Origin of the sequence: Haloarcula sp. H-GB4, from assembly GCF_030848575.1 — an archaeon.
Lineage (GTDB): Archaea > Halobacteriota > Halobacteria > Halobacteriales > Haloarculaceae > Haloarcula.
The window spans coordinates 1,312,108-1,338,996 of record NZ_JAVDDX010000001.1 but is presented as its reverse complement, the minus strand read 5'-3'; the positions used below and the strand labels follow the sequence as shown (position 1 = coordinate 1,338,996).

Genomic DNA, 26,889 nt, shown 5'->3' with positions numbered 1-26,889 from the left:
ATTACTACGACTGCTCAGTTGGCCAGTGTCGAAACGGGCGACAGCCGTCTCAGGATAAACCACCTGTCTTACATTTTTGGAGTCGTCAGAAGCCCGTCCGGAGGCGGGCGGCCAAGTCATCGGACCAGTGGAACTCCCCGTCGTAGATGACGGGCAGTGAGGTCTGACCCAGCGCGTCGGCCAACTCCGTAGCGCCGAGTGAGTGGCTCGTCTGTTCGCCGTTTAGCGCGGCGCTCTCGTCAAATGGCAGGCGGTAGCTCTCACCGGGCCGTTCCGGGGATACAACCGTACACTGTACGTCGAACCCGGTTTCCCCTTCGGAGAGCCAGACGACCGCCGGGTGTGCTGGATTGGGAACGATGGAGTATGTCCCGTCGCCGACAACCGCGTAGTCTTTGCACATCATTATCCGCCGGCGCGCGAGTTCCAGCGCTCGCTGGATGCTGAATCCGTTACTGAGCAAGCGCGCGAAGGCGGTCCCGACCAGGGCAGCGTGTTTGTCCAACACGTCGGTGAGTGTCACTGCGCCGGCGACCGCACCCTGTTTGACCAGGTCAAGCCCTTCATCGTAGGAGCCACAGGCGTTCAGGAAGAACGTCTGCGTTCGGGATTCTGACAGCGACGACAGCGCCAGATTACCGTCGGGACAGCGCAGTCCCTCCTCATCGCAGTGGCCGATGAAGTGGACGAACTCCGTCGGCTGCCGGAACACGTCGGCCAGTTCGTTGACCGACAGCAGTTCGCTGACCCGCACGTCCATCGGGAGGTCCGCTGCCCGGTATATCTCCGTGACTTCTGTGTGTTCGTCAGCCATCTCCTCGTCGTTGAGGACGACCGCGACTTGTTGGCTGTCGGTATCACGGTTCTGACTACGGTAGCGGTTCACGTACGCTTCCGGCGGCGTTTTGCAAGCGTCTATCGGGTTCCCCGGAGCGAGCCACGAGTGCAACTGCCCCTCACGCAGGTTCGGTTCAATGACCGGTGGGCGTTCGGCCGACCCGCGGCTCAGATACGAATCCGCCAGCGTCCTGTCGAGAAGCTCATCTTGGTCAAGCCGGGAGCTGTCCGGCAGGTAGATAAGACTGAGCCGGTCAAGCAGGAAGGGCAGATAGCGGACCCGCTCCGGCTCCGGCGAGACGTACGTCGAAAGGGGCCACTCAGGTAGAATCGAGTTCACGGCCTCATCGGAGACATCGATGTACCGTTCGAGCCGTCCAGCCGGCGATAGCGACCGAATCGTGTCCGGGTCAAGTGAGAGGGCGGACGTAATACGAGGCCCGCTCTCGGCCGGGTCGACGCGTCTGACCTGGCAGTCCAGATAGAATACCTTCCGGAGCAGCGCTGCGACGCCGGCCTGTAGCGACGGCCATGCGTCGAAAGTGAGCTGTACCGACTTGCCTTCGGCCGTCAACAGTGCGGTGTCCCGTGACTCGACCACCACTTCGGCCCCGAGATAGTACGCCAGTGGTGCGCTGACGAGCAGTTCCGCCTCGCACTCTGGAACACGGAGCGTGATACCGGTCTCGGGACGGTTCTGCCGAACCGGTTCCGGAATGCGGGTTGTCTCGCCGGTCGTGACTATCGGCGGGTGCCCGCGGAGTTCCGGGTGCGAGCGGGACGGCTGCATCGTGTGATGAGCCCCGCTCAGATGTGTGATTGCCGTTGCGAGCCCTGCGGGCGTCGCGGGGACCTGCAGATGCGGCCGCTCCGCGTTCGTTTCCCAGACGAATCCGACGGTAATGCTCGTCGGCTCCTGGAAGCCAAGCACGGTAGTAATACCGGCCGAGTGGAGCGACGCCGGGCCGTCGAAGCGGACGTGGATCCGGATGTCATCTACGACGCCCAGCGGTGAGTCCCGGTCGCTATCCGCAGCGCGGGCCTGCATCGTCAACAGGTACTCCCCTTCCTGAAGCCTTGTCGGTGAATCAACCGTCTCGCTATCGGCATCAGCAGCAACGCGGGTTACCGTGGCATCAACCGCCGGTAGCGCTAACTCGGTGACGGACCCACGGTAACAATCGTCGACACGTTGTGGTAGCTGTTCGCCGTCAGTACTCTCCCGATTGTGTAATTGGTGCACCAGTGCGGTCGGGTCGACCGTCTCCCCATCCCAGTCCAGCGTTTCACCGCCGTCCCGGCCCACCCGCTCGCCTGCCACCCCCCAGGTGACCATGTGTGATTATACAGAACGTCATCTGATATATACGTACGGTTGTCAGCACGTCGTCACCCCCCATACCCCGGCACCAGACGGTAAATAATAACATTGCACATACGTGGGTCAAAGGGTAGATTATTGTCGTATCGGTCCTGACTCGGATACATGAGCTACGAAACCGTACGGGAAGCAGACCCGGCAGTCGCAGACGCCCTGGAAGGCGAACGAGGCCGGCAGAACGACACACTGGCGATGATTGCTAGTGAGAACCACGTCAGCGAGGCTGTGATGGAGGCACAGAGCTCCGAACTGACGAACAAGTACGCCGAGGGCTATCCTGGCGAGCGCTACTACGGCGGCTGTGAGTACGCCGACGACGTCGAGGAACTCGCTATCGACCGCGCAAAGGAGCTGTGGGGCGCGGACCACGTCAACGTCCAGCCACATTCCGGTTCACAGGCCAACATGGGCGTCTATCTCGGCGTCCTCGAACCCGGCGACAAGATCCTCTCGCTTGACCTGACCCACGGCGGCCATCTCTCACACGGCCACCCGGCGAACTTCGCCGGGCAGGTGTACGAAGTCGAACAGTACAAGGTCGACGAGGAAACCGGCTACATCGACTACGAAGGCCTCCACGACCATGCAGAGGAGTTCGAGCCGGACATCATCGTTTCGGGCTACTCGGCGTACCCGCGCGAAGTCGACTTCGAGCGGATTCAGGAAGCCGCCGATGCGGTCGACGCCTACCACCTCGCAGACATCGCTCACATCACTGGTCTCGTCGCCGCCGGCGTCCACGAGTCGCCGGTCGGTGTCGCCGACTTCGTCACTGGGTCGACGCACAAGACCATCCGCGCCGGCCGCGGTGGCATCATTATGTGCGACGAAGAATACGCCGACGACATCGACGCTGCCGTCTTCCCCGGCTCGCAGGGCGGCCCGCTGATGCACAACGTCGCCGGCAAGGCCGTCGGCTTCGGTGAGGCGCTGGCTCCCGAGTTCGAGCAATACTCCCAGCAGACCGTCGACAACGCCATCGCGCTCGGCGACCGACTCAAAGAGCACGGGCTGGATCTGGTCTCCGGCGGCACGGACAATCATCTCGTCCTCATCGACCTCCGGCCGTCCCACCCGGACACCACCGGCAAGGAAGTCGAGGAAGCGCTGGAGGAAGCTGGTATCGTCCTCAACGCCAACACCGTTCCGGGCGAGACCCGCTCAGCATTCAACCCCTCGGGCATCCGCGCCGGTACGCCCGCGCTCACCACGCGTGGCTTCGACGAGGACGCCTGCCGCGAGGTCGCAGACCTCATCTACAAGGTTGTCGACGCGCCCCATGACGACGATGTCGTCGCGGAAGTCAGCGATCGCGTGGACGAGATGACCGACGAGTACACGCTGTACGAATAGCGCCAGAAGCTGTAGCCTGCGGTTCTGCTATCCGCACACTCCGCAACTCACTTTTTACCATTTCCAGCCGACACGTCTGGTATGCTCCGCGCAACCCGACGCCGGATGCTCTATGCACTGGGTGCCTCCCTGTCAACACTCGCCGGCTGTACGCAGTTTGAGGTCGAGTCAGGGGAGGAAACCGGACACAGCGATGGTGGCGGGAGTGAGCCCACAACAACAGCGTCAGAGACAGATACTGTTACTGCCACAGCCGAGCGGGCCAGTGCTGGCCAGACAACTGATGCCGAGGCGCTCGACCTGCGGGAGGCCAACGTCGTCGGCGTCGAACTCACGGACGAGGGGAGCGGCGACTACCGCTTCGACGTAACACTCTACCACGATGACGACGGCGAGGACGGCTACGCGAACTGGTGGCAAGTCGAGACGCTGGCGGGCGACCGACTCGGGCGCCGGGGCCTCCGGCACGCTCACTCGACGGCCCCGTTCACCCGGTCGGAGACGATTACGGTTCCAAACGACGTGGGCTGTGTCGTGGTTCGGGGGCATGACCAGACCCACGAGTACGGCGGGCAGGCGATGACGGTGGCTGTCCCGAGCGGCGTGACACGGGCCATCCAGCAGGGAGCCGGGCGGAAGTCAATCGCCGAGTCGGACTGTCCCTGAGCGTGCCAGCCTGTCGCGGCTGACTGAAATCCGGGACGTTCATACCGCCCCGCGCCGCCGTTGTACCTAATGACAGAGATTATCGACGGCAACGCCGTCGCACAGTCGATTCGGGACGACCTGGTCGCGTCCATCGACCGCCTCGCCGACGCCGGCCACCGCCCGTCGCTGGCAACAGTGCTGATGTCCGAGGACCCGGCCAGCGAGACGTACGTCTCGATGAAACAGGACGACTGCGAGGAGGTCGGTATCGAGGCCATCGACATCGACATCGACCCCGACGCGGACGCCGCCGAACTGTACGACACCATCGAGGACCTCAACGCCGACGACGACGTCAACGGTATTCTGGTCCAGATGCCCGTCCCCGACCACGTCGAGGACCGGTCGGTCCTGCGAGCCATCGACCCGATGAAGGACGTCGACGGCTTCCACCCGGAGAATGTCGGCCGACTCGTGGCCGGCGACGCTCGGTACAAGCCCTGCACACCCCACGGCATCCAGAAACTCATCGAGAGCGCCGGTGTGGACACTGAGGGCAAGGACGCCGTCGTCGTCGGCCGCTCGGACATCGTCGGCAAGCCGATGGCGAACCTCCTCATTCAGAAAGCCCCGGGCGGCAATGCGACGACGACGGTGTGTCACTCTCGCACCGAAAACCTCGCCGAACGGACGCGAAACGCTGACATCCTCGTCGCTGCGGCCGGCGTCCCGGAGATGATCGACGGCGAGATGATTGGGGAGGGCGCGACGGTCATCGACGTGGGTATCAACCGCGTCGACGCCGACACCGAGAAGGGGTACGAACTCGTCGGCGATGTCGAGTACGAGAGCGCGAAAGAGGTCGCCGGCGCGATCACGCCGGTTCCCGGCGGTGTCGGCCCGATGACCCGCGCGATGTTGCTGTACAATACGGTCAAAGCGACGGGCCTGCAACACGACATTGACGTCGACCTCCCCTGAATGCCGACGCTTGCGGATTTTGCGGACCGGGACGTGCTCACCCGCCGAGTGACCAGAGAGAGTGACACGGCGGGCGTAGACGGCGTCCGTGGCCGTGCCGACCGCGGGCTCCACTGGGCAGTCGGCGCGCTCGTCACCGACCCGGCGGACCGTCTGCTGTTCGTCTACGAGGACGACATCTGGAAGCTCCCGGGCGGCGGCGTCGAAACCGGCGAGACGCGTCAGGAAGCGGTGCGCCGCGAAGTACGCGAGGAGACTGGTGTGCCTATCGCTGTCAATGAACTGGCTGCCGTCACCGAGGTCACAGTAACCGACGGCGACCGCGAGGCGACGTTCTTTTTCGGGACCTATCGCGGGACGGCAGATGCAACGGCGCTCGCGTCGGACCCCGGCCTTGACGGCGAATCGATAGAGACCGTCACGTGGCGGGAATCAGTCCCTGAAAACTGTCTGGACGAGTCGCTTGTACGGCGGCTCCGGTGACCGGTTAAACCGTGTCGTCCTCGATTCCGGTGAGCCAGTTTTCGGCTCTGACGAAGGCACTTTCGTCGCCGGTGATGTACGAACCCAGGTCCCGCGCCGCATGGACGAGACGGTTCGCGTCTGCGGGGTCGACATCGCCGTCCAGCGCTTCGACCCGCTTTCGATGGTCGCGAATCCGCCCGGAGAGCTGTCGTGCAGTAGGGTCCGGATTGGCGTCCAGATACGTCCGCACGTCCCGCTGATAGCTGTCGACGGCGGCCGCCATCGCCAGCCCGTACGGCACGCGAAGGGCCGACGGGACTGACTCGACAGCCGGACGGTCGCCGTCGTCAGCCCCGCCGAGCAGTTCGTAGAAGTACCGCTCTGCTGGGTCGCCGCTGCGCAATTCCCGAGAGAGGTGTGCGCCAACATGCTGGAGTTCGACCGCGGCGACGAACGTCGGGTCGAGCGGGCGAAGCTCGCCCGCGTCGATGAACCCTCGCTTGCGCGTGTATTCCCGACAGTGCTCTGCTGCCGTGTCGGCGATTTCCCGGGTCGTATCCGCATCGATTCGACTCCGCACCGGCGTCAAATCGAGCGTGGCCGGTGTGTCGGTGTGTTCGGTGTGCTCGTCGATGCCGACACTGTGGATGCTGCCACAGTCCGGACAGGCAATGCTTCCCGTTTCGTAGTACCGCCACCGCGTGCCACAGTCCTGACACTCGCGCTCCCCGCGGACTTTCATACCTGATGCTGAGAGGGCTGTCCTCAAGATTGTTCCGTGAGGGCTGTCTACGCTAACGCATGCGCTCGGAAGACGAGATCCGCGAGCAGTACGAGTTCCTTGCTGAACAGTTAGACGACGAGGAGATGGACCACGAGCGGGTCCGTATGATGTTCACCCACTACAAGCGAGCACTTGGCTGGGCGCTTGAGGAGGAGCACATCTAGGTTAGTTACAGCTTACATTCGCTTCTAATTCGATAACTAACATCTGCTGGACGGGGCCGGTACTTTTAAGTTATTCTGCCCCATTCGACCAAGTGACGCTTCGCTTGGAGGGCCGAAGCGTCAGCGGGGACCAATTCAGGGCGGCAAGCGGTCGCGTTTTTCGCGACCGCTTTCCACTTACTTCGCTGCAAACAACCTGACACGAGTGATTTCTGTACATCCAGAAAGTGATTACTGACGATAGAACGTACTCGATGGACAACTCTGTGCCTGTCGCGTTCCCGGACCACTACCAGTTTGAGCTCGCTGTTGCGTGTCCCGTCGCTGCCCTCGGCTCGCCGCACTCTACTTTCAACTCAAACGCCACCTGTGACGCCGGTGTGAACGTGACTTTCTGGCCACTGCGTTGAGCGTGGCCTCTGATCTGTCTTCCAGAGTGTCGGTTATCAGTCTGTGCTCTGCCGCGGTGACGTTGCGGCCAACTACATCACCCATTTCACACAGGACTAGTCCGCCCATCTCTCTCCTGTACTGACAAATAATACTGCTGCAATCAGTTTCCGGAGAATGATTATATACTGACTGTAGTTACCATATGGACAAAACGATGACTGAGGGCCTACATACAGAAAATTCGAGACCCAAAACTACTGAAACCACCTCAAGTTCTCTGGGCCGATATATTTAACAGTATAGATACTAAATCATTACATAGGAGAATCGATGCACGACTTGACAGGATTCCAGCGTGATCTTCTCTACGTGATCGCTGGCAGGGAGGAACCCCACGGCTTAGCTATCAAGGAGGAACTCGAAGCGTACTACGAGAAGGAGATCCATCACGGTCGCCTGTATCCGAACCTCGACACACTTGTCGACAAGGGACTGGTGGAAAAGGGCCAGCGCGACCGCCGGACCAACTTCTATACGCTCACGCGTCGCGGGCGTCGTGAGATAGACGCCCGGCGCGAGTGGGAAGACCAGTACGTCGACCTCTAAAGATGTCGTACCGCGGCTTGTGCCGAGGCCGTCGTATCGTCGGTAGTGACAGGTACAGCGCCAGTAACAGGAGCTGGTCACGGTGCGATAACGGCGGTCATCGCCGTAGACACACAAGCCGTCGTTTACATGTCGCACAGCTGACGAAACAGCTTGGTGTCAGGTGGTTTCCGGCTGGTTCACCACGAGAGACCCGTGGCATTCGACAACGAACTTGGCTCCGCCACTTTCTCCCTCAGTGACGGATATATCCCACCCGTGTGCCTGAACGATGTCTCTGACAATAGCCAGGCCGAATCCTGTTCCCTCTTCGTTTGTGGTATATCCCTGCTCGAAGACGGCGTCACGCTCTTCACTGGGGATGCCCGTCCCGGTGTCTTCAACGTAGAACCCGACCCCGTCGGGTACGGACCCGACCTTGACGGTCAGATCGGCCGATTCATTGTGTTCGACACTGTTCCGGAACAGGTTTTCAAACAGGGTCCGAAGTCGATTACGGTCACCATCGAGTTGGAGTGTCGTTTTGACGACGAGGGTCGCTCCGTCAGTCTCGACGCTCTGCCAAGCATCGTATGCGATCAGTTCGAGGTCTCCCTCGTCGGTCTCAGTCACCGTTTCACCTGAGCGGGCCAACGTGAGCGAGTCGTCGATGATAGACTCCATACGCTCGAGTTGCTCCTGAATCGTCCCAATCGACGCGCTGTGATCGGCATCGACATCGCTCTCAAGTAGGCTCAGTCGTCCGCTAGCGACGTTCAGTGGATTCCGAAGGTCGTGCGCAACAATGCTTGCAAACTGGTCCAGTCGTTCGTTCTGCCGTTCCAGTTTTTGCTTCCGCTGTAGCTGTTCGGTCACATCTCGGGAATTCAGAACGATTCCCTCGACGAACGGGTCGTGAAGCAAATTCGTTGCGTGTGCCTCGATGAAACGCCAGTTATCGGCTGCGTCCCGGAATCGCACTACGTACGTGCCGGAGTAGCCGTGATCGTCAACGTATTTGGCCAAATCCTCAGCAACGCCTTGCCTGTCGTCAGGATGGATGTATTCGATGGCGTTCTCACCGACTAACTCCGCAGGTTCGTACCCGAGTATCTTCTCGACTGGCTGGCTGACGTACGTGAAATCCCCGTCTTCGTCCAGAATTGTCACCATGTCCGAAGACCGCTCGATGAGGCGCTGGAACCGCTCTTCAGCGATACGTCGATCGGTCACGTCACGGTAGATGAGCAGGTGTCCGATCATTGAGCCAGTTTGATCGGTGAGCGTTGTACGGTTAATATCAAAGTAGTGCGGCCCGCCGTCAGCCTCAATGACGACATCGGCGTCGGCACTGCCGTCGCCGTCTGGGAGCGAGTCATAGGACGGCATGACTTCGGACGCGGACCGACCGATTGCCGCCCCTTCATCATCGAGGAAGTCCGCCCCAGCCTCATTTACATCGACAAGCCGTTCGTCTTTATCAACGACGAAGACGGGATCGGACATCTCCTCGACGAGCGTGTGTCTCGCGACGGGCATCAAGTCAAGGAGGTCAAAGCGAAAGAGCGCAATAGCGAAAACAATCCCCGTAAAGGTGAATGAAAACGCTGTCGGGTCGGCGGACCCCATCGGGCCGCTGCCGAAGATGAACACCACGCTCGCAATCATCGGAATAATGCCGCCAAGCAACATCAAGGTCGCCTGTGTCCGGTATCGACCGCTTCGTTTGAGCCCGAAGAGCCCGACAATGACGTACGTCGTCCCGATCAGAGTGTACTGGTACAGGAGATTGAACCAGAAGACAGGGCCGTTCTCACGCTCCGGACTCGCGAGCGGCGGTCCCTGCACGAACCCGTCGAGGGTCCATATCAGATCGTGTGACTGTGCAGTCACGACAAATCCGAATACGATGACCGGGGGAGCGAGCAGTAGCGCCCAGCGTCGGCGGGTCAGGAGTGATTCCCGGCCGCTGTATGTCAGCCCGAACCAGAACTGTGTTGGCCCGAGCCCGACCGCGCCGATGTATTTGATAACGAGACCAGTCCGGTACGTCGACATTGTCGTGCTTGCAGACAGAACACCGTTGCCGAGCGAATAAAGCGCGACAGAGGCCATTATCGCAGCGAGCGGTACTGCTCCGCGGACGCTCCGCCGACGAACGGCGATTCCAGCGATTCCCAGGTTTATCGCGAATGCACCAAGGAGAATCCACGTCGGTAGACCGGGCGCTAATCCCACAGCCAAGAATGATTTTGACGTTTTTTATAACTTCTCCCCGTATATATCAGGTGGATTATATATGCGTCGGTATCCGCACAATCTGTGCCGGAATCCAACTGTTTCACCTACGACCAGACTGACATCGTGCGGGTGTACAACTGAGTGACGGGGCATATCTTCTGCCTGTCTCGCTGGCTGATATTTGGATGAGAAGCAACGAGCGTCTGTCTCCCATCACTAACTGCTAACTGATCACACATGTGGGAGCTATGTCGACTCGCTTGCAACTATCCCCGGAGTCGATTCAGACGATTGTGTCTCGTCCTGCTTGCGGGATGCTCGGGATGTTTCTGGGCCTCAAAGCAGTGTTGACTGCCCGAGGCCGAACCGCGCCTTCGCCACGCGCGCCGTGTTCTGGATTTAGAACTGGTAGCGCCGGTCGTCCTTGTCCTGTTGCTGGGGGAAGTCGTTCCCGGTCATCTGGTCGAAGGTCATCCCCGAGAGGTACTCGTCGTACGTGCAGTCGTAGCTCGATCGGAGGTGGAAATCCAGCGTCCCGCGGTCGACAGTCGACTGAAACAGCATATGAACTGCACGCCTGACGAGTTCATCCGGGTCGTCCGGATCGAGTGCGACTGACAGCATCGCGAGTTCGTTGCGCGTCTCGCGGTCAATCGACAGCTCGAATTCGTCGTCGAAGTCGCCGTACACCGCTTCGATATCATCCTGTAGATCCTCAAGGCTCATACGAAAGGGGACGACGAGCGCGAGGAAACCCCTTACGACTCGTCTGGGGACGCTCCCTCGAAGCACGTATCGCTACGAGTATAACATATGATAAATTATATCATGGGTTGAACATAACGATGTGTAGCGGTCAGCTACCATAGGATTCAGATCAGATAATGACAGGTAGTGGGGACGAGACAGCAGCGTCCAGTCAACCCGACGGGCTGCTAGAGCGGCTTCACGCAGTCGTCCCGGATATGTACGCGCGGAGCTACACAGCGAAGTTCGCTGTCGCGCTGGCAGTAATCGTCGTTGTACTCGCAGCCGTCGGCTTCGGCAGCTACCTGCAGATACAGGAACGAATCGTCAGCGATGCGGCGACAGACCTCGAAACGTCGGCAACCCATCGCGCCGACAGTATCGAGCAGTGGCGGACGACCACCGAGACGGAGGCTACTGCTATTGCAGCCGCAGGTGTGTACGACACTGGGACGTCCGCAGATGTCAGACAGTACCTCACTACGGCAGAGTCGTCGCAAATTCGTTCGCTCCACTACGTCTCCACCGTCGACGACTCCCAGATGGTTGTCGCCAGCACTGAGACGAACACAGAGGGCCGGTCGCCGTGGGCGGTTGAACCCGCGTGGAAGTCCCCCGTACTGGCGGCGACGAATGACACCGCCGGTACCGAGACAGTGGTGCAATCGACAGCATACACGGATGGTGACGGCCACTCGATGGCGTTCGTGACCCCTGTCCCCGATGGCGATGGGGCACTAGTGCTGGTTGCCCGGGTCCCGGCTGAGCAGTTTCACGACGGGCGCAACGGGTTCGAGACGCAACTGCTCACCGGGGACGGGGACCCGCTTATCGGTGGCCAGGACGGTTCCGCGCCCATCAGTCAGGACGGCCTTCAGGCCGCAATAGCGGGCCAAACGACGACTATCGAAACTGGGGACCGTGTTGCAGCGTACGCGCCCGTCAACGGCACGTCGTGGGTGGTCGTGACGAGCGCTGAGCGCGAGTCGCTGTACGGAACGAGTCGGCTCGTTGGCTTGGGATTTCTCGCTGTCGTCGGGACGGCAGTCGTCTCTTTGGGCGTCGCAGGGTACCTCTTCGGACGGCACACGGTTCGGCCTCTGAGACAGCTCCGAAGCCGGACGCAGGCGATGGAACAGGGTGATTTGGGTGTTGACATCTCGACCGCTCGGCAGGACGAGCTCGGGCGGCTGTACGGCGCCTTCGGAAATATGCGGGACACGCTTCGGAGTCAGATACAACAGGCACAGGCGGCCCGGAAGGAGGCCGAGCGATCGAGCCATGAACTCGAACGCCAGAACGAGCGGCTGGACGAATTCGCATCGACGCTGAGCCACGACCTCCGAAACCCGCTTACAGTCGCCCGAGGGCATGTCGAACTGCTTGCGACCCGGCTGTCGGACCCGGAGACGGAGTCGGCTGACCTCCAGTCTCACATCGAGAAACTCGAAGACGCACACGACCGTATCGAATCCATCATCGACGACGTGCTGACGCTGACAAGAAAGGGCGCGAGCGTTGAGGAGACGGCGCCGGTTCCGCTGGAGGCCGTCGTCACCGAGGCGTGGGACAACATCGACAACAAGGACGCCAGCATCGAAGTCGCGGGCAGTCGAACCATCGACGCTGACCGGGCGCGACTCTTGCGAGCCCTCGAGAACCTGTTTCGAAACGCTATCGACCACGTCGGCCCGGACGTGACTGTCACGGTCGGACTGACGGACCACGGGTTCTACGTTGCCGACGACGGGCCGGGGATTCCGACCGAAGCGGTCGACGACATCTTCGAGTACGGCCATACGACGAGTGAGGACGGAACCGGGCTCGGCCTCTCTATCGTCAAGACCATCGCGGAGGCCCACGGCTGGCGACTGTACATCGACACGACCTACCCCGACGGCGCGATGTTCGTGTTCGCGGACGTGTTCAGCGAGGACGAGCCGGACTGGTACGGGACCGAGTTCGAGTGGGGACGGTCCGAGGTCGACGACTAAGCGGTAACGACCGCCACGCACAAATCAGGACAGAGCTAAACGAGGGTATGACCGACCAGTCGACAGCGACGGACCGCGAGGGAGGCGTGCCTGCGGACCCGTCGGCTGTCCAGGACGCACTCGTGGAGTGGTACGAGGCAGACCACCGCTCGTACCCGTGGCGAGAGACGACAGACCCGTACGAGATTCTCGTTTCCGAGGTGATGAGCCAGCAGACCCAACTGGACAGGGTCGTCGACGCCTGGGAGGATTTTTTGGACCGCTGGCCGACCGCGGCGGCGCTGGCAGCGGCCGACCGCTCGGACGTGGTCGGCTTCTGGACCAGTCACTCGCTGGGATACAACAACCGGGCGAAGTATCTCCACGAAGCAGCTGGTCAGGTGATTGACGACTACGACGGCAAGTGGCCCCGCGACCCGGACGGCCTCAGCGAACTGATGGGTGTCGGCCCTTACACCGCCAACGCTGTCGCCTCCTTCGCGTTCAACAATGGGAACGCTGTCGTCGATACGAACGTCAAGCGCGTCCTGTATCGCGCCTTCGATGTGCCAGACGACGACTCGGCATTTGAATCGGCTGCGAGCACGCTTATGCCAGCAGGGCAGTCGCGGGTCTGGAACAACGCAATCATGGAACTGGGTGGCGTCGCCTGTCAGAAAACGCCCCGGTGTGAGGAAGAATCTTGTCCATGGCGCAAATGGTGTTACGCCTACGAGACAGGCGACTTCACCGCCCCAGACGTTCCTGAACAGCCCGACTTCGAGGGAAGCCGCCGACAGTTTCGCGGACGGGTTATCCGTGCCCTTGGGAACCACGACGAACTAACTCTTGACAACCTCGGACCGAAGGTCCGCGTTGACTACGCGCCTGACGGCGACAACGGACGCGAATGGCTTCACGGGCTGGTATCTGATTTGGCCGATGACGGGCTGGTTGAACTCGCTGAACAGGATGGTGATACCATTGTCCGGCTTCAACAGTAAACGCACCAGCCGCTTCCGGGTATAAAAGAAATACATATTTCAATGATTGTCTGGTAAAACCGACGTAGGTAAAGTGGACCATCGATACACCGATATATTTACGACCAACAGATTAAGGTCTGGTGGCTTAGAGGATATTCTATGCGCGACCAACTCGAATCTCTTACTTATCGGGTCGAGTCTGGGGAATTACAGACCCATGATGAAATTCGGCGTGAATTTCTGAACATCATTGAAGACACAGAAGACGAACCCTTCGGTTCTTCACTACCGAAGGTATTCACGGTGCTTACATCAATAGACCGTACTTCCCGAATGGCGTAATCAACTGAACACGATCAACTTATCACTTAATTGTAAATATATGCGTTTTCGAATTCCTCAGAATCTCTCTCCGAGCGACCTGTTAAATTGTAACTGCGCAGTTTATTTATTACCGTTTCTGTGCGCGGTCGCACTCATCGCGGATTACGCCGTCTCTCATACGTATCCGGCATTAGCTGGCGGCTTTTATTTCGCAGTGGGTGATACTGTCCTCAACAACTTCCCAACATATCCCGAAACAGTGCCGTTGTACACGGCTGACGGTGTCCGGATGGGGATGCCCCCCTTCGGTGCAATCATCGCCGCACTTGTCGCAAAAATCATTTCCCCATTAACGGCTGCGATGTGGCTCCCACTCCTATTTCATGTTGTGGCGACACTTGTGGGAACCTATGCGGTCCTAACCTACGTCCGCGATTCAGGCTCCGGAAAGTTGATCTCCGTCCTTGCTGGCAGTTCTCTGGCGGTGAGTCCGTCGGTGTACTTTTGGCATGTGACCGCTGGCGGCACGGTTCGCACGCTTGGATATATTTTATATCTCTCGCTTATTGCTATCTCAATTAGGCTCTTTCGCGGCCGGGAGGGCCGTCTGCTTGCTGTGGCCACACTACTCACCGGTCTGGCGATCTCAACACATCCGTTCTATGGGTTCATGTCCTGTCTGGCTGTCCTTGCGGCTTTTCTCGCCTTTGATCCAACCGTGCGGACGTTTCGGTGGGGTGTGTTGATCGCGGTTGGCAGTCTGCTTGTGGCAGCGATCTGGTTGCTGCCGTCAATCCTCAACCATGGCCTTGAGATGTACCTGAACGTGTCTGGGTCTAGGAACGGACTCTTTCAATGGACCTGGAATCCCGTCAACAGAATTTACACCGAGGGATGGCGCGGGACGAATAGACCGTTCTGGGTAACACTGGGATTATTCGGAACCCTCACAGCTCTTATAAAACGCCGTACATTTTTGCTCCTCTTGCTCGCGTTTTCTACCTACTTCACACCCCGGCCCCGGTTCATCATCGTCCCACTCGTGACGCTTGCAGCACTGTTCCTCGTCAAAGACGGCCCGACCTACTTCACCAAGGTCGCCAGAGGTATCAACGAGCGGCGACTGAAACAAGCCGGAGCCATCTTAGCCGTGCTGAGCCTTGTGATTGTCCCTGTTGCGACTGGTTTGGGCGCTGTTGGCGCGAACGCTCCACCATCGTTTATTAGGAGTGGTGGCTTGGACGCAGCCGAGTGGGCAAAGACCAATACCGAGTCTAATGCAAGCTTCATGGTAGGTGACGACTTCGCTGAGTGGTGGCCGCTCCTCTCCGATCGACGTTCTCTTGTTGCCCCCCGCGGCGCGGAGTGGGACCATGGTGAACGGCAAACAGAACTTGAACAACGGCGCACAATTCAGTCTTGTAAGTCTGCTGATTGTCTCCGTAAACTAGCTACATCGGAGCCGATTTCGACAGATTACGTTGTTGTCCCAGTGGGACGGCTGGTGACGGGTTTGGGCTATCAGCAGCAATCTCCAGAACTACACCCTTCGCTGCAACAATCTGCGAATTTCTCACTGGTATATCAAAACAGTGACTACGCAATATACGAATTCACTATGTCTAATAACTAACCAGATGTTTGGATTGGCTGATATATAATCTGAAAAACGGGGGGGGGGGTACCTGATCTTTCCAGACTCAAACTACGGGCAAGAAGGGCATTATTACGAGGTTCATTAGCGAAAGGGACAACACTGAACACAGTCCCTGTATTGCTAACTCGGGGAGAGCAGGGGTTGAAGGTTACAGCGTCACGGATTGTCTTAATTAATGGCGGAAATTGTCCGGCTGTAATGCCGGTCGAAGTTACCACCGTGATACTTCACGCGGACGTGAAGGAACGACTTGAAGACGAACGGAACAAAGACGAAAGTTACAACGACGCGGTAGACCGACTTCTCGGGGGTGACAGCGCGTGATGACGCCGGACGAACGGGCGCATTCCGCGTTCTGTGCCGAGGACTACGTCGAATTCGCGGCGGCGGACTACGACAGCCCGGCGGCGTTCCTGAAGGACCGGAACGGCGTTCACCCGGCCTCGGTTGACGACCCCGGCGAGTACCAGAAAGCCGTCGCTGAACGCGGGGGTGAACAGTGACCATGTCCGTCACCGACGACGCCGACGTGAACGCATGGGTTCAGGACGCCGTGTCCGCCGTGGAATTCCCGGCGAAGGCGAAGGGGTCGCTCGCGTGGCGTAGGGCGTTCCGAGCGGTCCTGACCCATATCCGCGAACAGGGAACGAGCGGGGCCGCCGGGAAGAACCTTCGGACAGTCGCCAATCGGGAAGAACCCCGGTTTGAATGGACGTGGGCTGAGACGGTCCTGCCGTGGCTTCCCGGCGTTCAGTACGAGCGCGGCGGACTGTGGAAGTTCGACCCCGCCGACGCCGACCGGGAACAGCCGACGTGGACACCCCGGGCGACGACCGAATAGCGTCCATGGTGACGGCGGCGGACTTCCCCGGCGAGGGGACGACCCCCGCCCAACACCGGAACGCTGTTCGGGAAGCATATAGCCACCTTGTCCGTCACGGAACGGCGACACGTGACGACCTTCGGCAACGCACCTGAGGGGGAGCACGGCCGGGAGTGGCTCCGCGGGCTGCTTGCGGATTTAACCGACGACGGGCTAGTCGATGTTGACGACAGCGATGGCGAAACGGTCGCGCGCCTACAGCGGTAACCGCCACTGATTGTAACACGACACGCAGGTGACGCTCTGATGCTAGTCATCGCCTTGCTCGGGCGATAGCTCGCGGGAATACACGGCCTCGTCGTAGGGGTCGCCGCCGATAGTCAGTGTGCGAACATTCGTCCGCTCGAAGCCGAGGTTCTCGAAGAACTCTCGGCTCCGGTCATTCGAGGCCAGGTCGAGCGCGCGGAACCGCTTGACGTCGTGCTCCAGAAAGATGTCTTCGAGTCGGTCGTATAGCGCCGTCCCGACACCCTCACTGTGATGGTCCGGATGGACGTACAGCCGCAGCATCGTTCCCATTGTATGCATGGTGATGCCCTGGGTGAAGCCGACGATTTCGCCGTCCTGCTCGGCGACCAGTAGCGTCGCCTCAATGTCGTCGAGGTCGTTGGCGGGGACGCCGCCAGCCCACCCGTGGAGCGCGCTGCCCAGTGGGTCGGCGTACCAGTCGGATATCGTCTCGTCGATGACTTCGGCGTCCAGCGAGTCGTAGGCGTCGTGCCATGCTGCCCGTGCGACCCGGCGGATGCCGTCGGCGTCGGCGTCGAAGGCTCGGCGGATAGTCGTCATGTGTGTCCCGGCGACGGACAGACAGATGGTTCCGAGCCAGTTCCACACCGGGTAAACTGACGCGATAGGCGGCGCAGTCCCGCCGGCTCGGCCGGATGCTGAATCGTGTCGCGTCCCATAGATGCTGTGTCTATCGGCTCGTTTGTGCTATCATGGCTAATATCCTCTCCTTTGTGTGTGAATCACTCTCACTATATATCATGGTTTATCATTAGGTTTATGTAGGTGACACCCATTGATCGTCTTGTATGAGGACAGTCATCCTCGGTGTCATCGGCTCCGACGCGCACGTCGTTGGGATTACCATTCTGGAACGAGCGTTCGAAGCGGCAGGGTTCAACGTAGTCAACCTCGGTGTCCAGTCGTCCCAGTCGGAGTTCATCGACGCCGCGGATGAACATGATGCCGAAGCGATACTCGTTTCGTCGCTGTACGGCCACGCCGAGCAGGACTGCCAAGGGTTCCAGCAGCAGATCAACGAAGCAGGACTTGACGTGACGACGTACATCGGCGGCAACCTCGCTGTCGGGCAGGACTCCTTCGAGGAGACGCGGGAGACGTTCAAAGCGCTCGGCTTCGACCGGGTCTTCGATTCGGAGACCGACCCGGAGGAAGCTATCGAGGCACTTAAAGCCGACCTCGGCCACCGCTCCCGTGAGGAGGCCTCGTCCGAGAAGATCCAGCTCGGCTCCTGAGCCACGAACACCTTTTCCAGCCGCTCACGTCAGCGAACCATGCGCAATCCGGACTGCTTTCAGCGACTGCTATTGTCGACCACGCACAGCCCGGGGCGCTTTACGACCAGGGTGCGTAGGCTGTGTAATGTCACACATGACAGCTGAGCTGAGTGACGGCACCGAAATCAAGAATATCCACGACGTGGTTGAGGGGTCGAACGGCGTTCACCTGAAAAAGGAGGTCAGCGGTGGCGAGCTGGAACGCGTCGCATACATCCCGTATCCGAACCTCCTCTACGTGTACCACGACAACTGAGCGTCGACCAGATAACCGCCGTCGTCGTGACAATCCGGAAGCGGAACCGAGACTAGCGATGCACTCTGTCTCCCCCACCGATATACCGGCCCCACTCCATAGGTCCGTCATGTCCGAACCACACGTCGTCGGCGTCGTCGGCAGTCTCAGGGAGCAGAGTTACACCAGAGTCGGCATCAAGCGCGCGCTCGCCGCCGCCGAAGAGACCGGAGCGACGACGGAACTGCTTGACCTCCAAGAGTTTGGCCTGCCGGTGTTCGACGCCGACCACCGTGAGGCAGGCGACGCCATCGCGTTCGCTGACAGCGTCCACGCGGCTGATTCGATTTTGCTTGGGACGCCGGTGTATCACGGGTCGTACTCGGGCGTATTGAAGAACGCACTCGACTACTGTGGCTTCGATGAGTTCGAACACAAAACTGTGGGGTTACTGGCAGTTGCCGGTGGAGGCTTTCCGATCACCGCGCTCGAACACCTTCGCTCGGTCTGTCGGGCGCTGAACTGCTGGGTCATCCCACACCAGGCTGCAGTTCCGAACGCGAGCGATCATATCGCCGACGATCAGATAGTCGACGCCGACATCGAAGACCGCGTGACGACGCTCGGTGAGGAAGCGGTCCAGTACGCGAACATCGAACCGGACCCGGCGTGTTTCGAGAGTGCGGAGAACGTCGGAGCAGATGATTAGCCGTGAGGACCGCCGTGGGTGTCCGAGCCGTGAGCGACTGATTCGAAGGAGCAGATGATTAGCCGCGTAGACCGCTATGCGTGTCTGTGCTGGAAGGGGCCACTGGCCGAGAGAAGGAAACGGTCAAACCGGCCCGCGCCCAAGTTCCCGGCGTGACTCAGTGGGTCGAGAATCCGACCGGTGGCCGGGACCGGGGGCCAACCGCGCTTGTTCGCGCGTGGGTCGAGATACTGCGGCGTCCGCGGCGGTTCTTCCGCACCGGCGTCGGACCGGGTGATCAGGCCCCGGGGCTGGTGTTCGCGGCGATGGTCGTCCTCTTCGAGGAAGTGAGCCGTTACGCCGTCGTCAAACTGGCCCAACGGGGACTCCTGTCTACGGGGCCGTTTGATTATCCCGCCATCGGCGGGTTCTCGCCAGGCGTTGCGGTACTGGCACTGTTTGCCATTCTTGTGTTCGTCACGCCGGCAACGGTGCATCTAACGGCGGCGTTGCAGACACTGCTGTTGCTCCCCGTCGCGTCGGACCGCGGTGGCGTCAGCGAGACCGTGCAGGTGATGTGCTACGCGATGGCCCCTTGTCTGCTGGCGGGTCTGCCGAGCGCAGAGGTCCGGGTGCTCGTCACCGCCTGGGGCGCGGGGCTGTACCTGATTGGGACCGCTGTCGTCCACAACGTTAGACTCCCAGTGGCCGCGATCGTCGGGGCCATCCCTGCCGCAATTATCTTCGGCTACGGCTTCCGCGGCTTCCAGGCCCTCTCGGTGCTGGCCGCTAACTACGGGTTTTAGGGTCCGTCGGCATGCGTTTCCGAACGATGCTCAGTATCGACATCGACCAGTTCATGCTGGAACTCAAGGATGGAGCGTTCAAGAGCGTCGGCCCGTCGAACAAGGAAGCGACGATCAAGATGTACGACGTGGACGGCGTCGACGTTCGCGAATACGGCGACAAGCGCGTCAAAATTGCCTTCGAAGACGAACAGGGAAGCGAAATCGAGGTTGCTCTGTTCCCGGAACAGGCGAAAGCGGTCGCTTCAGGGCTCGAACTGCTGGAAGAGGAGAGAGAGATGTTCGAATAGCGGACCTGTTTCGTTCGGCCGGAATTCGACAACCGTTTTAGGCCCGACATACTTGCACCGTGTAATGGGTTCGTGTATCATCTGCGGCAAATCTGTCGAAGGACGCATCTGTGACCTCCACGAGGAGGACGCCCTGTTCGAGTTCCGTGGCTCGCGTGCCGACCAGCTATCGGTCGACCGCTACTACCGCGGCAGTGTCGACGGCTTCGCCGAGTTCGGCGTGTTCGTCGACATCGGCGACAGCGTAACGGGGCTGCTCCACCGGAGCGAACTGGACCAGCGGCTCGATTCCCTCGACTGGGAGTCGGGCGACAACGTCTACGTTCAGGTCAAAAACGTACGGGACAACGGCAATGTCGACCTCGGCTGGTCGATTCGCCAGTCCGAGCGCGAGTTCCGCGGCGTCCTCGTCGACGACCCGGAAATCGGCCATTCCGTCCTACTTGAGAACGAAGATGACGAGGAGGACGAAGAAGTCGAGTCCGAGTCGACGGCCGACGAGTCCGCAAACCAGAGTGACGACGTGTCGAGTGCGGACGACGACTCCGGCGCAAGCCAGTCTGAATCTGAGAGTTCCACAAGCGCCGGTGCCGTCAGCCGAGCCAGCGACGCCGACCGCGTCGAGGGCACTGCGGCCGTCGGCGGCAACGACAGTGGGTCGAACACCGCCGTCATGACCGAATCCGACGAGGAAGCCGACGCAGAGAGCGAGGCGAGTCAGTCGGACGAAGCGACGACCGATGAACCGGTCGCCGCGGCTATCGGCGACCTTGACGACCACGTCGGTGCGGACGTTAGACTGGAAGGCGAAGTCGTCGGCATCCGACAAACCTCCGGGCCGACGGTGTTCGAACTGCAGGACGAGACCGGCACCGTCGACTGTGCGGCTTTCGTCGAAGCGGGTGTCCGCGCTTACCCCGAAGTCGAAGAAGATGACTACGTTCGACTGTCGGGCGACGTCCGTGAGCGACGTGGCGAACTGCAGGTCGAGACCGAGGACCTCGGCGTGCTCGAAGCAGAGGAGCGCGAAGAAGTCGAACAGCGACTCGCCGATGCGCTCGACGACGAGGCCCGACCCGACACGGCTGAACCGCTCGCCGAAGACACGGCGGTCGCGGCCCTCTCCGACGAACTGGTCGAAGCGGCGACCCAGATCCGGAAAGCAGTGCTGACCGACCGACCGGTCATCGTTCGCCACGCCAACACTGCGGACGGCTACCTCGCCGGCAGCGCGCTCGAACGGGCCGCGCTCCCGCTCGTCACCGAGCAGCACCGCCGCGCCGACGCGAAGTATCACTACTTCGATCGGCGACCGATTGAGGGCGGCGTCTACGACATGGACGACGCGACGAAGGACACGACGACGATGCTTGACAACCGGGAGCGCCACGAGGAGAAGCTCCCGCTGTTCGTCTTTGTCGCCGCCGGCGGCACGCGCGAGAGCCTCGACGGCTTCGACCTGCTGAACGTGTACGGCGCACCGAGCGTCGTCATCGACGACATCGACGTCGACGGTGCGGTCGTCGACACCGTCGACGCTGTCGTCTCACCTTCGGCTGACGCCGTTTCCGAAACCACCTCGACGGCGCTTGCGGCCAACGTCGCTGCACACGTCAACGAAGACGTTCGCGACGACCTGCAACACCTCCCCGCTGTGAGCTTCTGGGAGGATATCCCAGAACCCTACGTGGACGCCGCCAGCGAGGCCGGCTACGACGAGACCGCGGTGTCGGAACTCCGCGAAGCCGTCGCGCTTGAAGCCCACTACCAGTCCTACGAGGACAAGCGCGAACTCATCACCGACCTCGTATTCGGCGACGACGAGGAAGACGTGGGCGGCCTGGCTGGCCACATCGCCGAGCAGTTCCGCGAGAAGGTCGACGAAGAGGTGTCCACCGCCCGGGCCAATCTCGATCACCGGACCGTCGACGGCGTCGACATCGCCGTCCTCGACACGGACGCGTTCACCCACCAGTACGAGTTCCCGCCGGAGTCGCTCCTGCTCGATGAACTCCACCGGGACGTTCGCGACGAGAGCGACGCCGTGCTCGGCATCTCGACGGACACGATGTACGTCCGCGCCAACGGCGATCTGGACCTGCACGAACTGGTCAACGAGGTCAGCGAGCGAGTTCCCGAAGGCGGCGTCGCGACACGGAGCGTGCGCGAAGGCACCATCCGTTATCTGGCCGGCGAGCGCCCGGCCGTCCTCGACGCCATGCTCGACGTGCTGGCTGACGAGCTGTAACGCGGCAGACTTTTTCTCCCCGCCGGCAATCTGATCGGGCATGAGCGACGGCCCCGTCAACGAAGCCGATCTCGATTGGACCGACCACGACCACGGCGACCGGACCTTCAGACGCAAGCAGATCGGTGACGCTGCCGGGGGTGAGCAACTCGGCGCGAGTCTCTATGCCGTGCCGCCGGGCAAGCGACTCTGGGTGCGCCACTACCACGAGGGCAACGAGGAAGCGATATTCGTTCGGGGCGGAACAGGAACACTCCGGCTCGGCCCCGAGGCCGACGAGCACGCGCTGGAAGCGGGCGACTACGTCGCGCTCCCGGCTGGCGAGGAGAGCGCGCACGAAATCGAAGCTGGTGAGTCTGAACTCCGGCTGCTGATGGTCTCGACAATGGAGGAGCCGGACATCACCGTCTACCCCGACCGGGAGATGGTCGGGCTGTATGCCGGATCGCCTCCGGGCGGCGAGAAAGCAGACCGGACGCTGTCAACATATCTCGATATGAACGCGGAAAAAGAGTACTGGGACGAGTGAGTCTTAGCGGCTGCCGACGTCGAACTCCGACAGCATCGTCTGGAGCCGCTCGGACTGCTCGGCAAGGGATTCGATGCTGGCGCTGACCTGTGACATCGACGCGGCCTGTTCCTGCGCCGTCGCGGAGGCGGTTTCGGTCTCCGCGGCGGTCGACTCGCTGATGTCCACAGCCTCCTCGACCATCGACACCGTTTCCTCGGTCGTGGCGGCCTGGTCATCGGTCGTGTCACTGATCTCCTGAATACCGTTGTCAGTCGCTTCGGCGTTTTCAGCTACTTGCGAGAACGTGTCGACAACAGCCTCTACGGCTTCGGTGCTCTCTTGCATATCCTTCTTGGCTCCCCGCGCCTCCGTGACCGTGGTTTCGGTCTGTGCCTGCGTCTCCGCGATGAGCTGTTCGATCTCGGTCGCCGAGGCCTGCGTCTCCTCGGCTAGCTGTTTGACCTCGTCCGCGACGACGGCGAACCCGTCACCGCCAGACCCGTTTCCGGCCCGGGCAGCCTCTATGTTGGCGTTCAGGGCCAACATGTTCGTCTGCTCAGCGATGTCACCGATGAGTTCGACGATGTCACCGATCTCAGCCATTTTCTCGTCCAGTCGCTCCACGTTTTCAACGGTCGAATCGATCGCCGTCTGGACTTCCCGGGAGCCTGCTATCGCTTCCTGTGCTGTCTCTTCGCCGTCGTCAGCGATTTCGGCCGTCTCACGGGACCGCTCCGCGACAGTTTCGGCAGATGCGGCGACCTCTTCGACAGTCGCCGACAGGTCAGTCATCTCGCCGGAAACGGTTTCGAGCATCTCCTGCTGTTCGGCCGCCCCGCTGGCGATTCCCTGAATCGATTCGCTCATATCTTCGCTGGCCCCTGTTGCCTGGTTCGCACCGGCCGTGGCCTGGTCGCTTGTGGACGCAACCTCCTGAGAGAACGTCTGTATCTCTTCCATCGCCGACTCCGTCTCCGTCATCATCTTGTTGAACGACTCGGCGATCTGTACCATCGCGTTGTTGTCAGCTACGTCAGGGTCGACCCGAACTGTTAGGTCACCGTCGGCAGCGGCCGACATGGCCTCACTGAATCTGCTGGCCGTCTCCTGCAATTCAGTGTTTTGCCGCTCGGCTTCCTGCATTTTTCGCTCCGCTTTTTTACGGGCTTCTTTTGCCTCGGCGCGTTGTTGCTCTATCTCCTCTTGCTTGGCTTGGAGGTCATCGATGTCCGAGGCGCGCTGTTCGGCTTGTTCAAAACGTGCCTGGGATTTCTCGCGTGACCGCTCGGTCGATACCCAGTTGTTCACGAGGGCGACACACAGCATCAGGACGAACCCACCATGGATAAGCCCCCATGCCCACGGGTTGTTAATCGCTGCCGTGTGGTTGTAGACGCGACTCGGGTCGATGGTCCCAAAGTATCCGTGGGTGAGAACGACATACGCCAGTCCCCACAGGAATGGGACCCAGTCCTCGTACACAGCAACTATCGCCATCCCAACAAAGAAGTGAAAATGGGCTTCGATATAGCCGCCGGAGAGTTGGACAAGAGCCAGTGACGACACAAATACTGCCGTAACCGAGAGGATGGTCCTGACACGCCGCCTGAAGCGAGGGATGAGGCTACTTGCAGATAGGGCAAACACGACCCCACAGAGTAGCAGTACCCGAGACAGCGGGGTTGCAGGGATTTGCGCTTCTGCTATCGGAGTAGACCCAGTGTAGATACCAAGTCCGAATAAGAACGGGATGTGAAGCAGTGTCACGAGTACCACGCTCCGGTGTCGGTTGCGCCACTGCTTGTCCGGGATTGTCGAGCCGTCCGGAATGTAGGATACAAAGCTTTGTAGCCGCTCGGCTACGCTTGGATTACTGTCTGTTGTCTGCCCGACATTTCCCGTTGACTGAGCCATACGTACGCATCGTTCGAGTACCGCAAATTAACCCTTTCGCGCAGATTATCAATGCTTGAACTGCGGTATCGTCGCGTTCATGCCCTTACCGGAGGAATATAGTGTCGCTCGGTGCGTCCGTCGTGGCCGGAGAACCGGTCGTCGTTTCTAGAAATTAGTCTATCGCCGCTCTCTGGGCGGCAGTCGTGTTACCGGCCGCTCACGATACAGCGGATCGCCAACACCAGAAGTGACGTATCGACAGTCGTTCTCACGCTTTGGTCAATATGTAGCGACTTACCCGCAGTATCACTCAAAATAATGAAGGCGTCTGCGGCGGAGAGCAGACGGCCCCGGATTGTTTCCGGAATTCGACGGGCCCTACGTATCCGGTGACGAGACGGATTTAGCCGCCTTCTTGGCACCGTAGTACGCCCACTCAGCGCTGTAACAGAATACGCAGCCGCGGAAGGTCGGCCGGTCAGGGCTCCCGGTGTCGTCCGTTTCACCGCTCATACTCTAACATGGGGTGACAGCACAATGAACCCCACGGCTAGCCCCATCATTGACGATACCCGAGCGACACGCTTATTCGGCCGAGACGCCGATTTCGCACAACGCCGATGAGTACGGAGACGCCGGACCCAGACGAGACAGAGACCTTCCAGCAGGTGTGTGCGGAGCTGGTCGACCGGATTCTCGCAGGCGAGGTCGAGCGCGACGACGTCGAATCAGCCAAGATCGACGTCTGCCGGGAGTACTCCGCGCCGAAAGTGCCGAAAAACTCCGAACTACTCGATTACGCGCCACAAGAGCACCGCGAGGTGCTGGAGGAGGTCCTCCAGCGCAAGCCGGTTCGGACCGCCTCAGGTGTGTCCCCAATCGCGATCATGACATCGCCAGAGCGGTGCCCCCACGGGAAGTGTCTGTACTGTCCCGGTGGTCCCGACTCGGAGTTCTCCTCCGCCCAGTCCTACACCGGTCACGAACCCGCGGCCGCACGCGGCGAACAGAATGACTACGACCCGTACGGCCAGGTCACCCTTCGGCTCAACCAACTGCGGGAGATCGGCCACCCCGTCGACAAGGCCGAACTCATCGTGATGGGCGGGACGATGACGGCCCGGAGCCACGACTATCAGGAGTGGTTCGTCAAGCGAGCCCTCGAGGCGATGAACGACTTCGACGTGGACGGAGAGCCGACGCCCGCAGAGGACGTGAGCTTCGCCGAAGACGACTACGAGTTCCGCTATCTCGAGGACGTCATCGCGGAGAACGAGACCGCCGACGTCCGCAACGTCGCCACGACGTTCGAGACAAAGCCCGACTGGTGTGACCCCGAACAGATCGACCGGATGCTTGACCTCGGCGCAACGAAAGTCGAAGTGGGCGTCCAGACCACCTTCGAGCGGATCAACCGCGAGATGCACCGCGGCCACGGTGTCCAAGCCTCCATCGACGCCAACCGTCGCCTGCGAGACTCGGGGTTCAAAGTCGGCTTCCACATGATGCCGGGCCAGCCCGGGATGTCAAAGGAGATGTGTCTGGAGGACTTCCGACGTATCTTCGACGAGACGGACTGGCGGCCGGACTATCTCAAGATATACCCGACGCTGATCGTCGAGGGAACCGTCACCTACGACTGGTGGCGCAAAGACGAGTTCGACCCACTGGACAACGACGAGGCCGCCGAGTTAGTCGCCGAAATCAAGGATATGATTCCCCGCTACACCCGTCTTCAGCGCGTCCAGCGGGATATCCCGGCTGACTTCATCGAAGGCGGCGTCTGGAAGTCGAATCTCCGGCAACTCGCTTGGAAGCGGATGGAAGAACACGACTGGACGTGTGACTGTATCCGCTGTCGGGAGGCTGGACACAGCGACGACGCCGCCGAGAACATCGAACTCAACGTGATGACTTACGAGGCCTGTGGTGGCACGGAACACTTCATCTCTTTCGAAGACTTCGACAACGACGTGCTCGTCGGCTTCTGTCGGCTTCGATTCCCCAACGACCCAGTGCGCCGGGAGCTACAGGACGCCGCAATCGTGCGTGAACTCCACGTCTACGGTAACGCCGTCGGTGTCGGGCAGGAAGGTGATGATGAGGACCACCAGCACAAAGGCTACGGGAAGAAACTGCTGGAGAAAGCGGAGGTATTGGCCCGGGACGCCGGCTTCCCGAAACTGGCCGTCATTTCCGGCATCGGTGTCCGGCAGTACTACCGGGAGAAACTGGGGTACAAACAGGACGGCCCGTACGTGAGCAAGCGTCTCTGATAGCCCCGACT

The 26,889-nt window shown here is 60.6% G+C and carries 27 protein-coding genes and 1 pseudogene; 21 read left to right on the top strand and 7 right to left on the bottom strand.

The annotated features are described in order from the left end of the window. Positions 1–85: 85 nt before the first annotated feature. Complete coding sequence (locus RBH20_RS06960; protein ID WP_306706866.1) at positions 86–2,173, bottom strand: hypothetical protein; 2,088 nt, start codon at positions 2,171–2,173, stop codon at positions 86–88. Between the two features lie 150 nt (positions 2,174–2,323). Here RBH20_RS06960 and glyA point away from each other — a divergent pair, with 150 nt between their 5' ends. The 4 genes from glyA (at position 2,324) to RBH20_RS06940 (ending at position 5,683) form a co-directional block, all read left to right on the top strand. Beyond that, positions 2,324–3,571 (top strand): serine hydroxymethyltransferase, encoded by a 1,248-nt coding sequence (glyA, locus tag RBH20_RS06955; protein WP_306706863.1) that lies wholly within the window; start codon positions 2,324–2,326, stop codon positions 3,569–3,571. Positions 3,572–3,652: 81 nt separating this feature from the next. After that, complete coding sequence (locus RBH20_RS06950) at positions 3,653–4,237, top strand: hypothetical protein (protein ID WP_306706861.1); 585 nt, start codon at positions 3,653–3,655, stop codon at positions 4,235–4,237. A 69-nt stretch (positions 4,238–4,306) separates the two neighbouring features. Beyond that, on the top strand, positions 4,307–5,200 hold the full coding sequence (locus RBH20_RS06945) for a bifunctional methylenetetrahydrofolate dehydrogenase/methenyltetrahydrofolate cyclohydrolase (RefSeq protein WP_306706859.1): 894 nt from the start codon (positions 4,307–4,309) through the stop codon (positions 5,198–5,200). Further along, entirely contained in the window at positions 5,201–5,683 is a 483-nt protein-coding gene (locus RBH20_RS06940; RefSeq protein WP_306706857.1) for an NUDIX hydrolase, read from the top strand. It begins immediately after the preceding gene. A gap of 4 nt (positions 5,684–5,687) precedes the next feature. Here RBH20_RS06940 and RBH20_RS06935 read toward each other — a convergent pair whose 3' ends face one another. Then, positions 5,688–6,407, bottom strand: coding sequence for a TFIIB-type zinc ribbon-containing protein (locus RBH20_RS06935; protein WP_306706856.1), 720 nt, complete (start codon positions 6,405–6,407; stop codon positions 5,688–5,690). 59 nt (positions 6,408–6,466) lie between these two features. On the opposite strand from RBH20_RS06935, the gene RBH20_RS06930 reads away from it, so the two are divergent. Both RBH20_RS06930 and RBH20_RS06925 read left to right on the top strand, forming a co-directional pair. Beyond that, entirely contained in the window at positions 6,467–6,613 is a 147-nt protein-coding gene (locus RBH20_RS06930; protein WP_195156665.1) for a hypothetical protein, read from the top strand. Positions 6,614–7,336: 723 nt separating this feature from the next. Next, a complete protein-coding gene (locus RBH20_RS06925; protein ID WP_004518082.1) occupies positions 7,337–7,612 on the top strand; it encodes a PadR family transcriptional regulator in 276 nt (91 codons plus the stop codon). 159 nt (positions 7,613–7,771) lie between these two features. Here the strand turns inward: RBH20_RS06925 and RBH20_RS06920 are convergent, their stop codons facing one another. Both RBH20_RS06920 and RBH20_RS06915 read right to left on the bottom strand, forming a co-directional pair. Further along, positions 7,772–9,829, bottom strand: coding sequence for a histidine kinase N-terminal 7TM domain-containing protein (locus RBH20_RS06920; RefSeq protein WP_306706850.1), 2,058 nt, complete (start codon positions 9,827–9,829; stop codon positions 7,772–7,774). A gap of 402 nt (positions 9,830–10,231) precedes the next feature. Further along, positions 10,232–10,558 (bottom strand): hypothetical protein, encoded by a 327-nt coding sequence (locus tag RBH20_RS06915; protein WP_306706848.1) that lies wholly within the window; start codon positions 10,556–10,558, stop codon positions 10,232–10,234. Between the two features lie 158 nt (positions 10,559–10,716). On the opposite strand from RBH20_RS06915, the gene RBH20_RS06910 reads away from it, so the two are divergent. From RBH20_RS06910 to RBH20_RS06880, 7 genes and pseudogenes are all read left to right on the top strand, one after another. Next, positions 10,717–12,573, top strand: coding sequence for a sensor histidine kinase (locus tag RBH20_RS06910; protein ID WP_306706846.1), 1,857 nt, complete (start codon positions 10,717–10,719; stop codon positions 12,571–12,573). A gap of 47 nt (positions 12,574–12,620) precedes the next feature. Beyond that, entirely contained in the window at positions 12,621–13,556 is a 936-nt protein-coding gene (locus RBH20_RS06905) for an A/G-specific adenine glycosylase (protein ID WP_306706844.1), read from the top strand. Positions 13,557–14,076: 520 nt separating this feature from the next. Next, positions 14,077–15,495 carry a hypothetical protein gene (locus RBH20_RS06900; protein ID WP_306706841.1) on the top strand — a complete coding sequence of 473 codons (1,419 nt, stop codon included), beginning with the start codon at positions 14,077–14,079 and terminating at the stop codon, positions 15,493–15,495. Positions 15,496–15,717: 222 nt separating this feature from the next. Next, positions 15,718–15,843, top strand: coding sequence for a hypothetical protein (locus RBH20_RS06895; protein ID WP_306706839.1), 126 nt, complete (start codon positions 15,718–15,720; stop codon positions 15,841–15,843). Beyond that, a complete protein-coding gene (locus RBH20_RS06890; protein WP_306706837.1) occupies positions 15,843–16,022 on the top strand; it encodes a hypothetical protein in 180 nt (59 codons plus the stop codon). The genes RBH20_RS06895 and RBH20_RS06890 overlap by 1 nt, the downstream gene beginning before the upstream one ends. A 2-nt stretch (positions 16,023–16,024) precedes the next feature. Continuing rightward, entirely contained in the window at positions 16,025–16,360 is a 336-nt protein-coding gene (locus RBH20_RS06885) for a hypothetical protein (RefSeq protein ID WP_306706835.1), read from the top strand. Positions 16,361–16,489: 129 nt separating this feature from the next. Then, a pseudogene (locus tag RBH20_RS06880) lies at positions 16,490–16,609 on the top strand (A/G-specific adenine glycosylase); the annotation flags it as partial. A 42-nt stretch (positions 16,610–16,651) separates the two neighbouring features. On the opposite strand, the gene RBH20_RS06875 reads toward RBH20_RS06880, so the two are convergent. Continuing rightward, the gene (locus RBH20_RS06875; RefSeq protein ID WP_306706834.1) at positions 16,652–17,191 is read right to left on the bottom strand and encodes a GNAT family N-acetyltransferase; all 540 of its coding nucleotides are present in this window, start codon (positions 17,189–17,191) and stop codon (positions 16,652–16,654) included. Positions 17,192–17,439: 248 nt separating this feature from the next. Between RBH20_RS06875 and glmS the strand changes: the two genes are divergently transcribed. The 7 genes from glmS to RBH20_RS06840 all read left to right on the top strand — a co-directional run bounded on the left by glmS (position 17,440) and on the right by RBH20_RS06840 (position 22,724). Then, entirely contained in the window at positions 17,440–17,886 is a 447-nt protein-coding gene (glmS, locus tag RBH20_RS06870) for a methylaspartate mutase subunit S (RefSeq protein ID WP_101350135.1), read from the top strand. A 127-nt stretch (positions 17,887–18,013) separates the two neighbouring features. Next, a complete protein-coding gene (locus RBH20_RS06865) occupies positions 18,014–18,184 on the top strand; it encodes a hypothetical protein (protein ID WP_306706830.1) in 171 nt (56 codons plus the stop codon). A gap of 109 nt (positions 18,185–18,293) precedes the next feature. Next, complete coding sequence (locus RBH20_RS06860; RefSeq protein ID WP_306706828.1) at positions 18,294–18,872, top strand: NADPH-dependent FMN reductase; 579 nt, start codon at positions 18,294–18,296, stop codon at positions 18,870–18,872. Between the two features lie 152 nt (positions 18,873–19,024). Beyond that, positions 19,025–19,657, top strand: coding sequence for a YIP1 family protein (locus RBH20_RS06855; protein ID WP_306706826.1), 633 nt, complete (start codon positions 19,025–19,027; stop codon positions 19,655–19,657). Between the two features lie 26 nt (positions 19,658–19,683). Beyond that, a complete protein-coding gene (locus RBH20_RS06850; protein WP_306706824.1) occupies positions 19,684–19,947 on the top strand; it encodes a hypothetical protein in 264 nt (87 codons plus the stop codon). A gap of 64 nt (positions 19,948–20,011) precedes the next feature. Continuing rightward, positions 20,012–22,195 carry a DHH family phosphoesterase gene (locus RBH20_RS06845; RefSeq protein WP_306706822.1) on the top strand — a complete coding sequence of 728 codons (2,184 nt, stop codon included), beginning with the start codon at positions 20,012–20,014 and terminating at the stop codon, positions 22,193–22,195. 40 nt (positions 22,196–22,235) lie between these two features. Then, a complete protein-coding gene (locus RBH20_RS06840) occupies positions 22,236–22,724 on the top strand; it encodes a cupin domain-containing protein (protein ID WP_306706820.1) in 489 nt (162 codons plus the stop codon). Between the two features lie 3 nt (positions 22,725–22,727). Here the strand turns inward: RBH20_RS06840 and RBH20_RS06835 are convergent, their stop codons facing one another. Further along, positions 22,728–24,620: a methyl-accepting chemotaxis protein gene (locus tag RBH20_RS06835; protein ID WP_306706818.1), complete on the bottom strand. Its 1,893-nt coding sequence runs from the start codon at positions 24,618–24,620 to the stop codon at positions 22,728–22,730. 360 nt (positions 24,621–24,980) lie between these two features. Next, a complete protein-coding gene (locus RBH20_RS06830; protein ID WP_306706816.1) occupies positions 24,981–25,115 on the bottom strand; it encodes a hypothetical protein in 135 nt (44 codons plus the stop codon). A gap of 107 nt (positions 25,116–25,222) precedes the next feature. Between RBH20_RS06830 and RBH20_RS06825 the strand changes: the two genes are divergently transcribed. After that, positions 25,223–26,878 carry a tRNA uridine(34) 5-carboxymethylaminomethyl modification radical SAM/GNAT enzyme Elp3 gene (locus RBH20_RS06825; RefSeq protein ID WP_306706814.1) on the top strand — a complete coding sequence of 552 codons (1,656 nt, stop codon included), beginning with the start codon at positions 25,223–25,225 and terminating at the stop codon, positions 26,876–26,878. Positions 26,879–26,889 lie beyond the last annotated feature (11 nt).

What these genes read in the sequence shown, in the direction of transcription:
- RBH20_RS06825 (WP_306706814.1), top strand. Translation starts at nt 25,223, where the DNA reads ATGAGTACGGAGACGCCGGACCCAGACGAGACAGAGACCTTCCAGCAG.
- RBH20_RS06835 (WP_306706818.1), bottom strand. Translation starts at nt 24,620, where the DNA reads ATGGCTCAGTCAACGGGAAATGTCGGGCAGACAACAGACAGTAATCCA.
- RBH20_RS06840 (WP_306706820.1), top strand. Translation starts at nt 22,236, where the DNA reads ATGAGCGACGGCCCCGTCAACGAAGCCGATCTCGATTGGACCGACCAC.
- RBH20_RS06865 (WP_306706830.1), top strand. Translation starts at nt 18,014, where the DNA reads ATGTCACACATGACAGCTGAGCTGAGTGACGGCACCGAAATCAAGAAT.
- RBH20_RS06830 (WP_306706816.1), bottom strand. Translation starts at nt 25,115, where the DNA reads ATGAGCGGTGAAACGGACGACACCGGGAGCCCTGACCGGCCGACCTTC.
- RBH20_RS06885 (WP_306706835.1), top strand. Translation starts at nt 16,025, where the DNA reads ATGTCCGTCACCGACGACGCCGACGTGAACGCATGGGTTCAGGACGCC.
- RBH20_RS06925 (WP_004518082.1), top strand. Translation starts at nt 7,337, where the DNA reads ATGCACGACTTGACAGGATTCCAGCGTGATCTTCTCTACGTGATCGCT.
- glmS (WP_101350135.1), top strand. Translation starts at nt 17,440, where the DNA reads ATGAGGACAGTCATCCTCGGTGTCATCGGCTCCGACGCGCACGTCGTT.
- glyA (WP_306706863.1), top strand. Translation starts at nt 2,324, where the DNA reads ATGAGCTACGAAACCGTACGGGAAGCAGACCCGGCAGTCGCAGACGCC.
- RBH20_RS06905 (WP_306706844.1), top strand. Translation starts at nt 12,621, where the DNA reads ATGACCGACCAGTCGACAGCGACGGACCGCGAGGGAGGCGTGCCTGCG.
- RBH20_RS06860 (WP_306706828.1), top strand. Translation starts at nt 18,294, where the DNA reads ATGTCCGAACCACACGTCGTCGGCGTCGTCGGCAGTCTCAGGGAGCAG.
- RBH20_RS06845 (WP_306706822.1), top strand. Translation starts at nt 20,012, where the DNA reads ATGGGTTCGTGTATCATCTGCGGCAAATCTGTCGAAGGACGCATCTGT.
- RBH20_RS06950 (WP_306706861.1), top strand. Translation starts at nt 3,653, where the DNA reads ATGCTCCGCGCAACCCGACGCCGGATGCTCTATGCACTGGGTGCCTCC.
- RBH20_RS06910 (WP_306706846.1), top strand. Translation starts at nt 10,717, where the DNA reads ATGACAGGTAGTGGGGACGAGACAGCAGCGTCCAGTCAACCCGACGGG.
- RBH20_RS06945 (WP_306706859.1), top strand. Translation starts at nt 4,307, where the DNA reads ATGACAGAGATTATCGACGGCAACGCCGTCGCACAGTCGATTCGGGAC.
- RBH20_RS06915 (WP_306706848.1), bottom strand. Translation starts at nt 10,558, where the DNA reads ATGAGCCTTGAGGATCTACAGGATGATATCGAAGCGGTGTACGGCGAC.
- RBH20_RS06875 (WP_306706834.1), bottom strand. Translation starts at nt 17,191, where the DNA reads ATGACGACTATCCGCCGAGCCTTCGACGCCGACGCCGACGGCATCCGC.
- RBH20_RS06940 (WP_306706857.1), top strand. Translation starts at nt 5,201, where the DNA reads ATGCCGACGCTTGCGGATTTTGCGGACCGGGACGTGCTCACCCGCCGA.
- RBH20_RS06890 (WP_306706837.1), top strand. Translation starts at nt 15,843, where the DNA reads ATGACGCCGGACGAACGGGCGCATTCCGCGTTCTGTGCCGAGGACTAC.
- RBH20_RS06935 (WP_306706856.1), bottom strand. Translation starts at nt 6,407, where the DNA reads ATGAAAGTCCGCGGGGAGCGCGAGTGTCAGGACTGTGGCACGCGGTGG.
- RBH20_RS06960 (WP_306706866.1), bottom strand. Translation starts at nt 2,173, where the DNA reads ATGGTCACCTGGGGGGTGGCAGGCGAGCGGGTGGGCCGGGACGGCGGT.
- RBH20_RS06895 (WP_306706839.1), top strand. Translation starts at nt 15,718, where the DNA reads ATGCCGGTCGAAGTTACCACCGTGATACTTCACGCGGACGTGAAGGAA.
- RBH20_RS06850 (WP_306706824.1), top strand. Translation starts at nt 19,684, where the DNA reads ATGCTCAGTATCGACATCGACCAGTTCATGCTGGAACTCAAGGATGGA.
- RBH20_RS06930 (WP_195156665.1), top strand. Translation starts at nt 6,467, where the DNA reads ATGCGCTCGGAAGACGAGATCCGCGAGCAGTACGAGTTCCTTGCTGAA.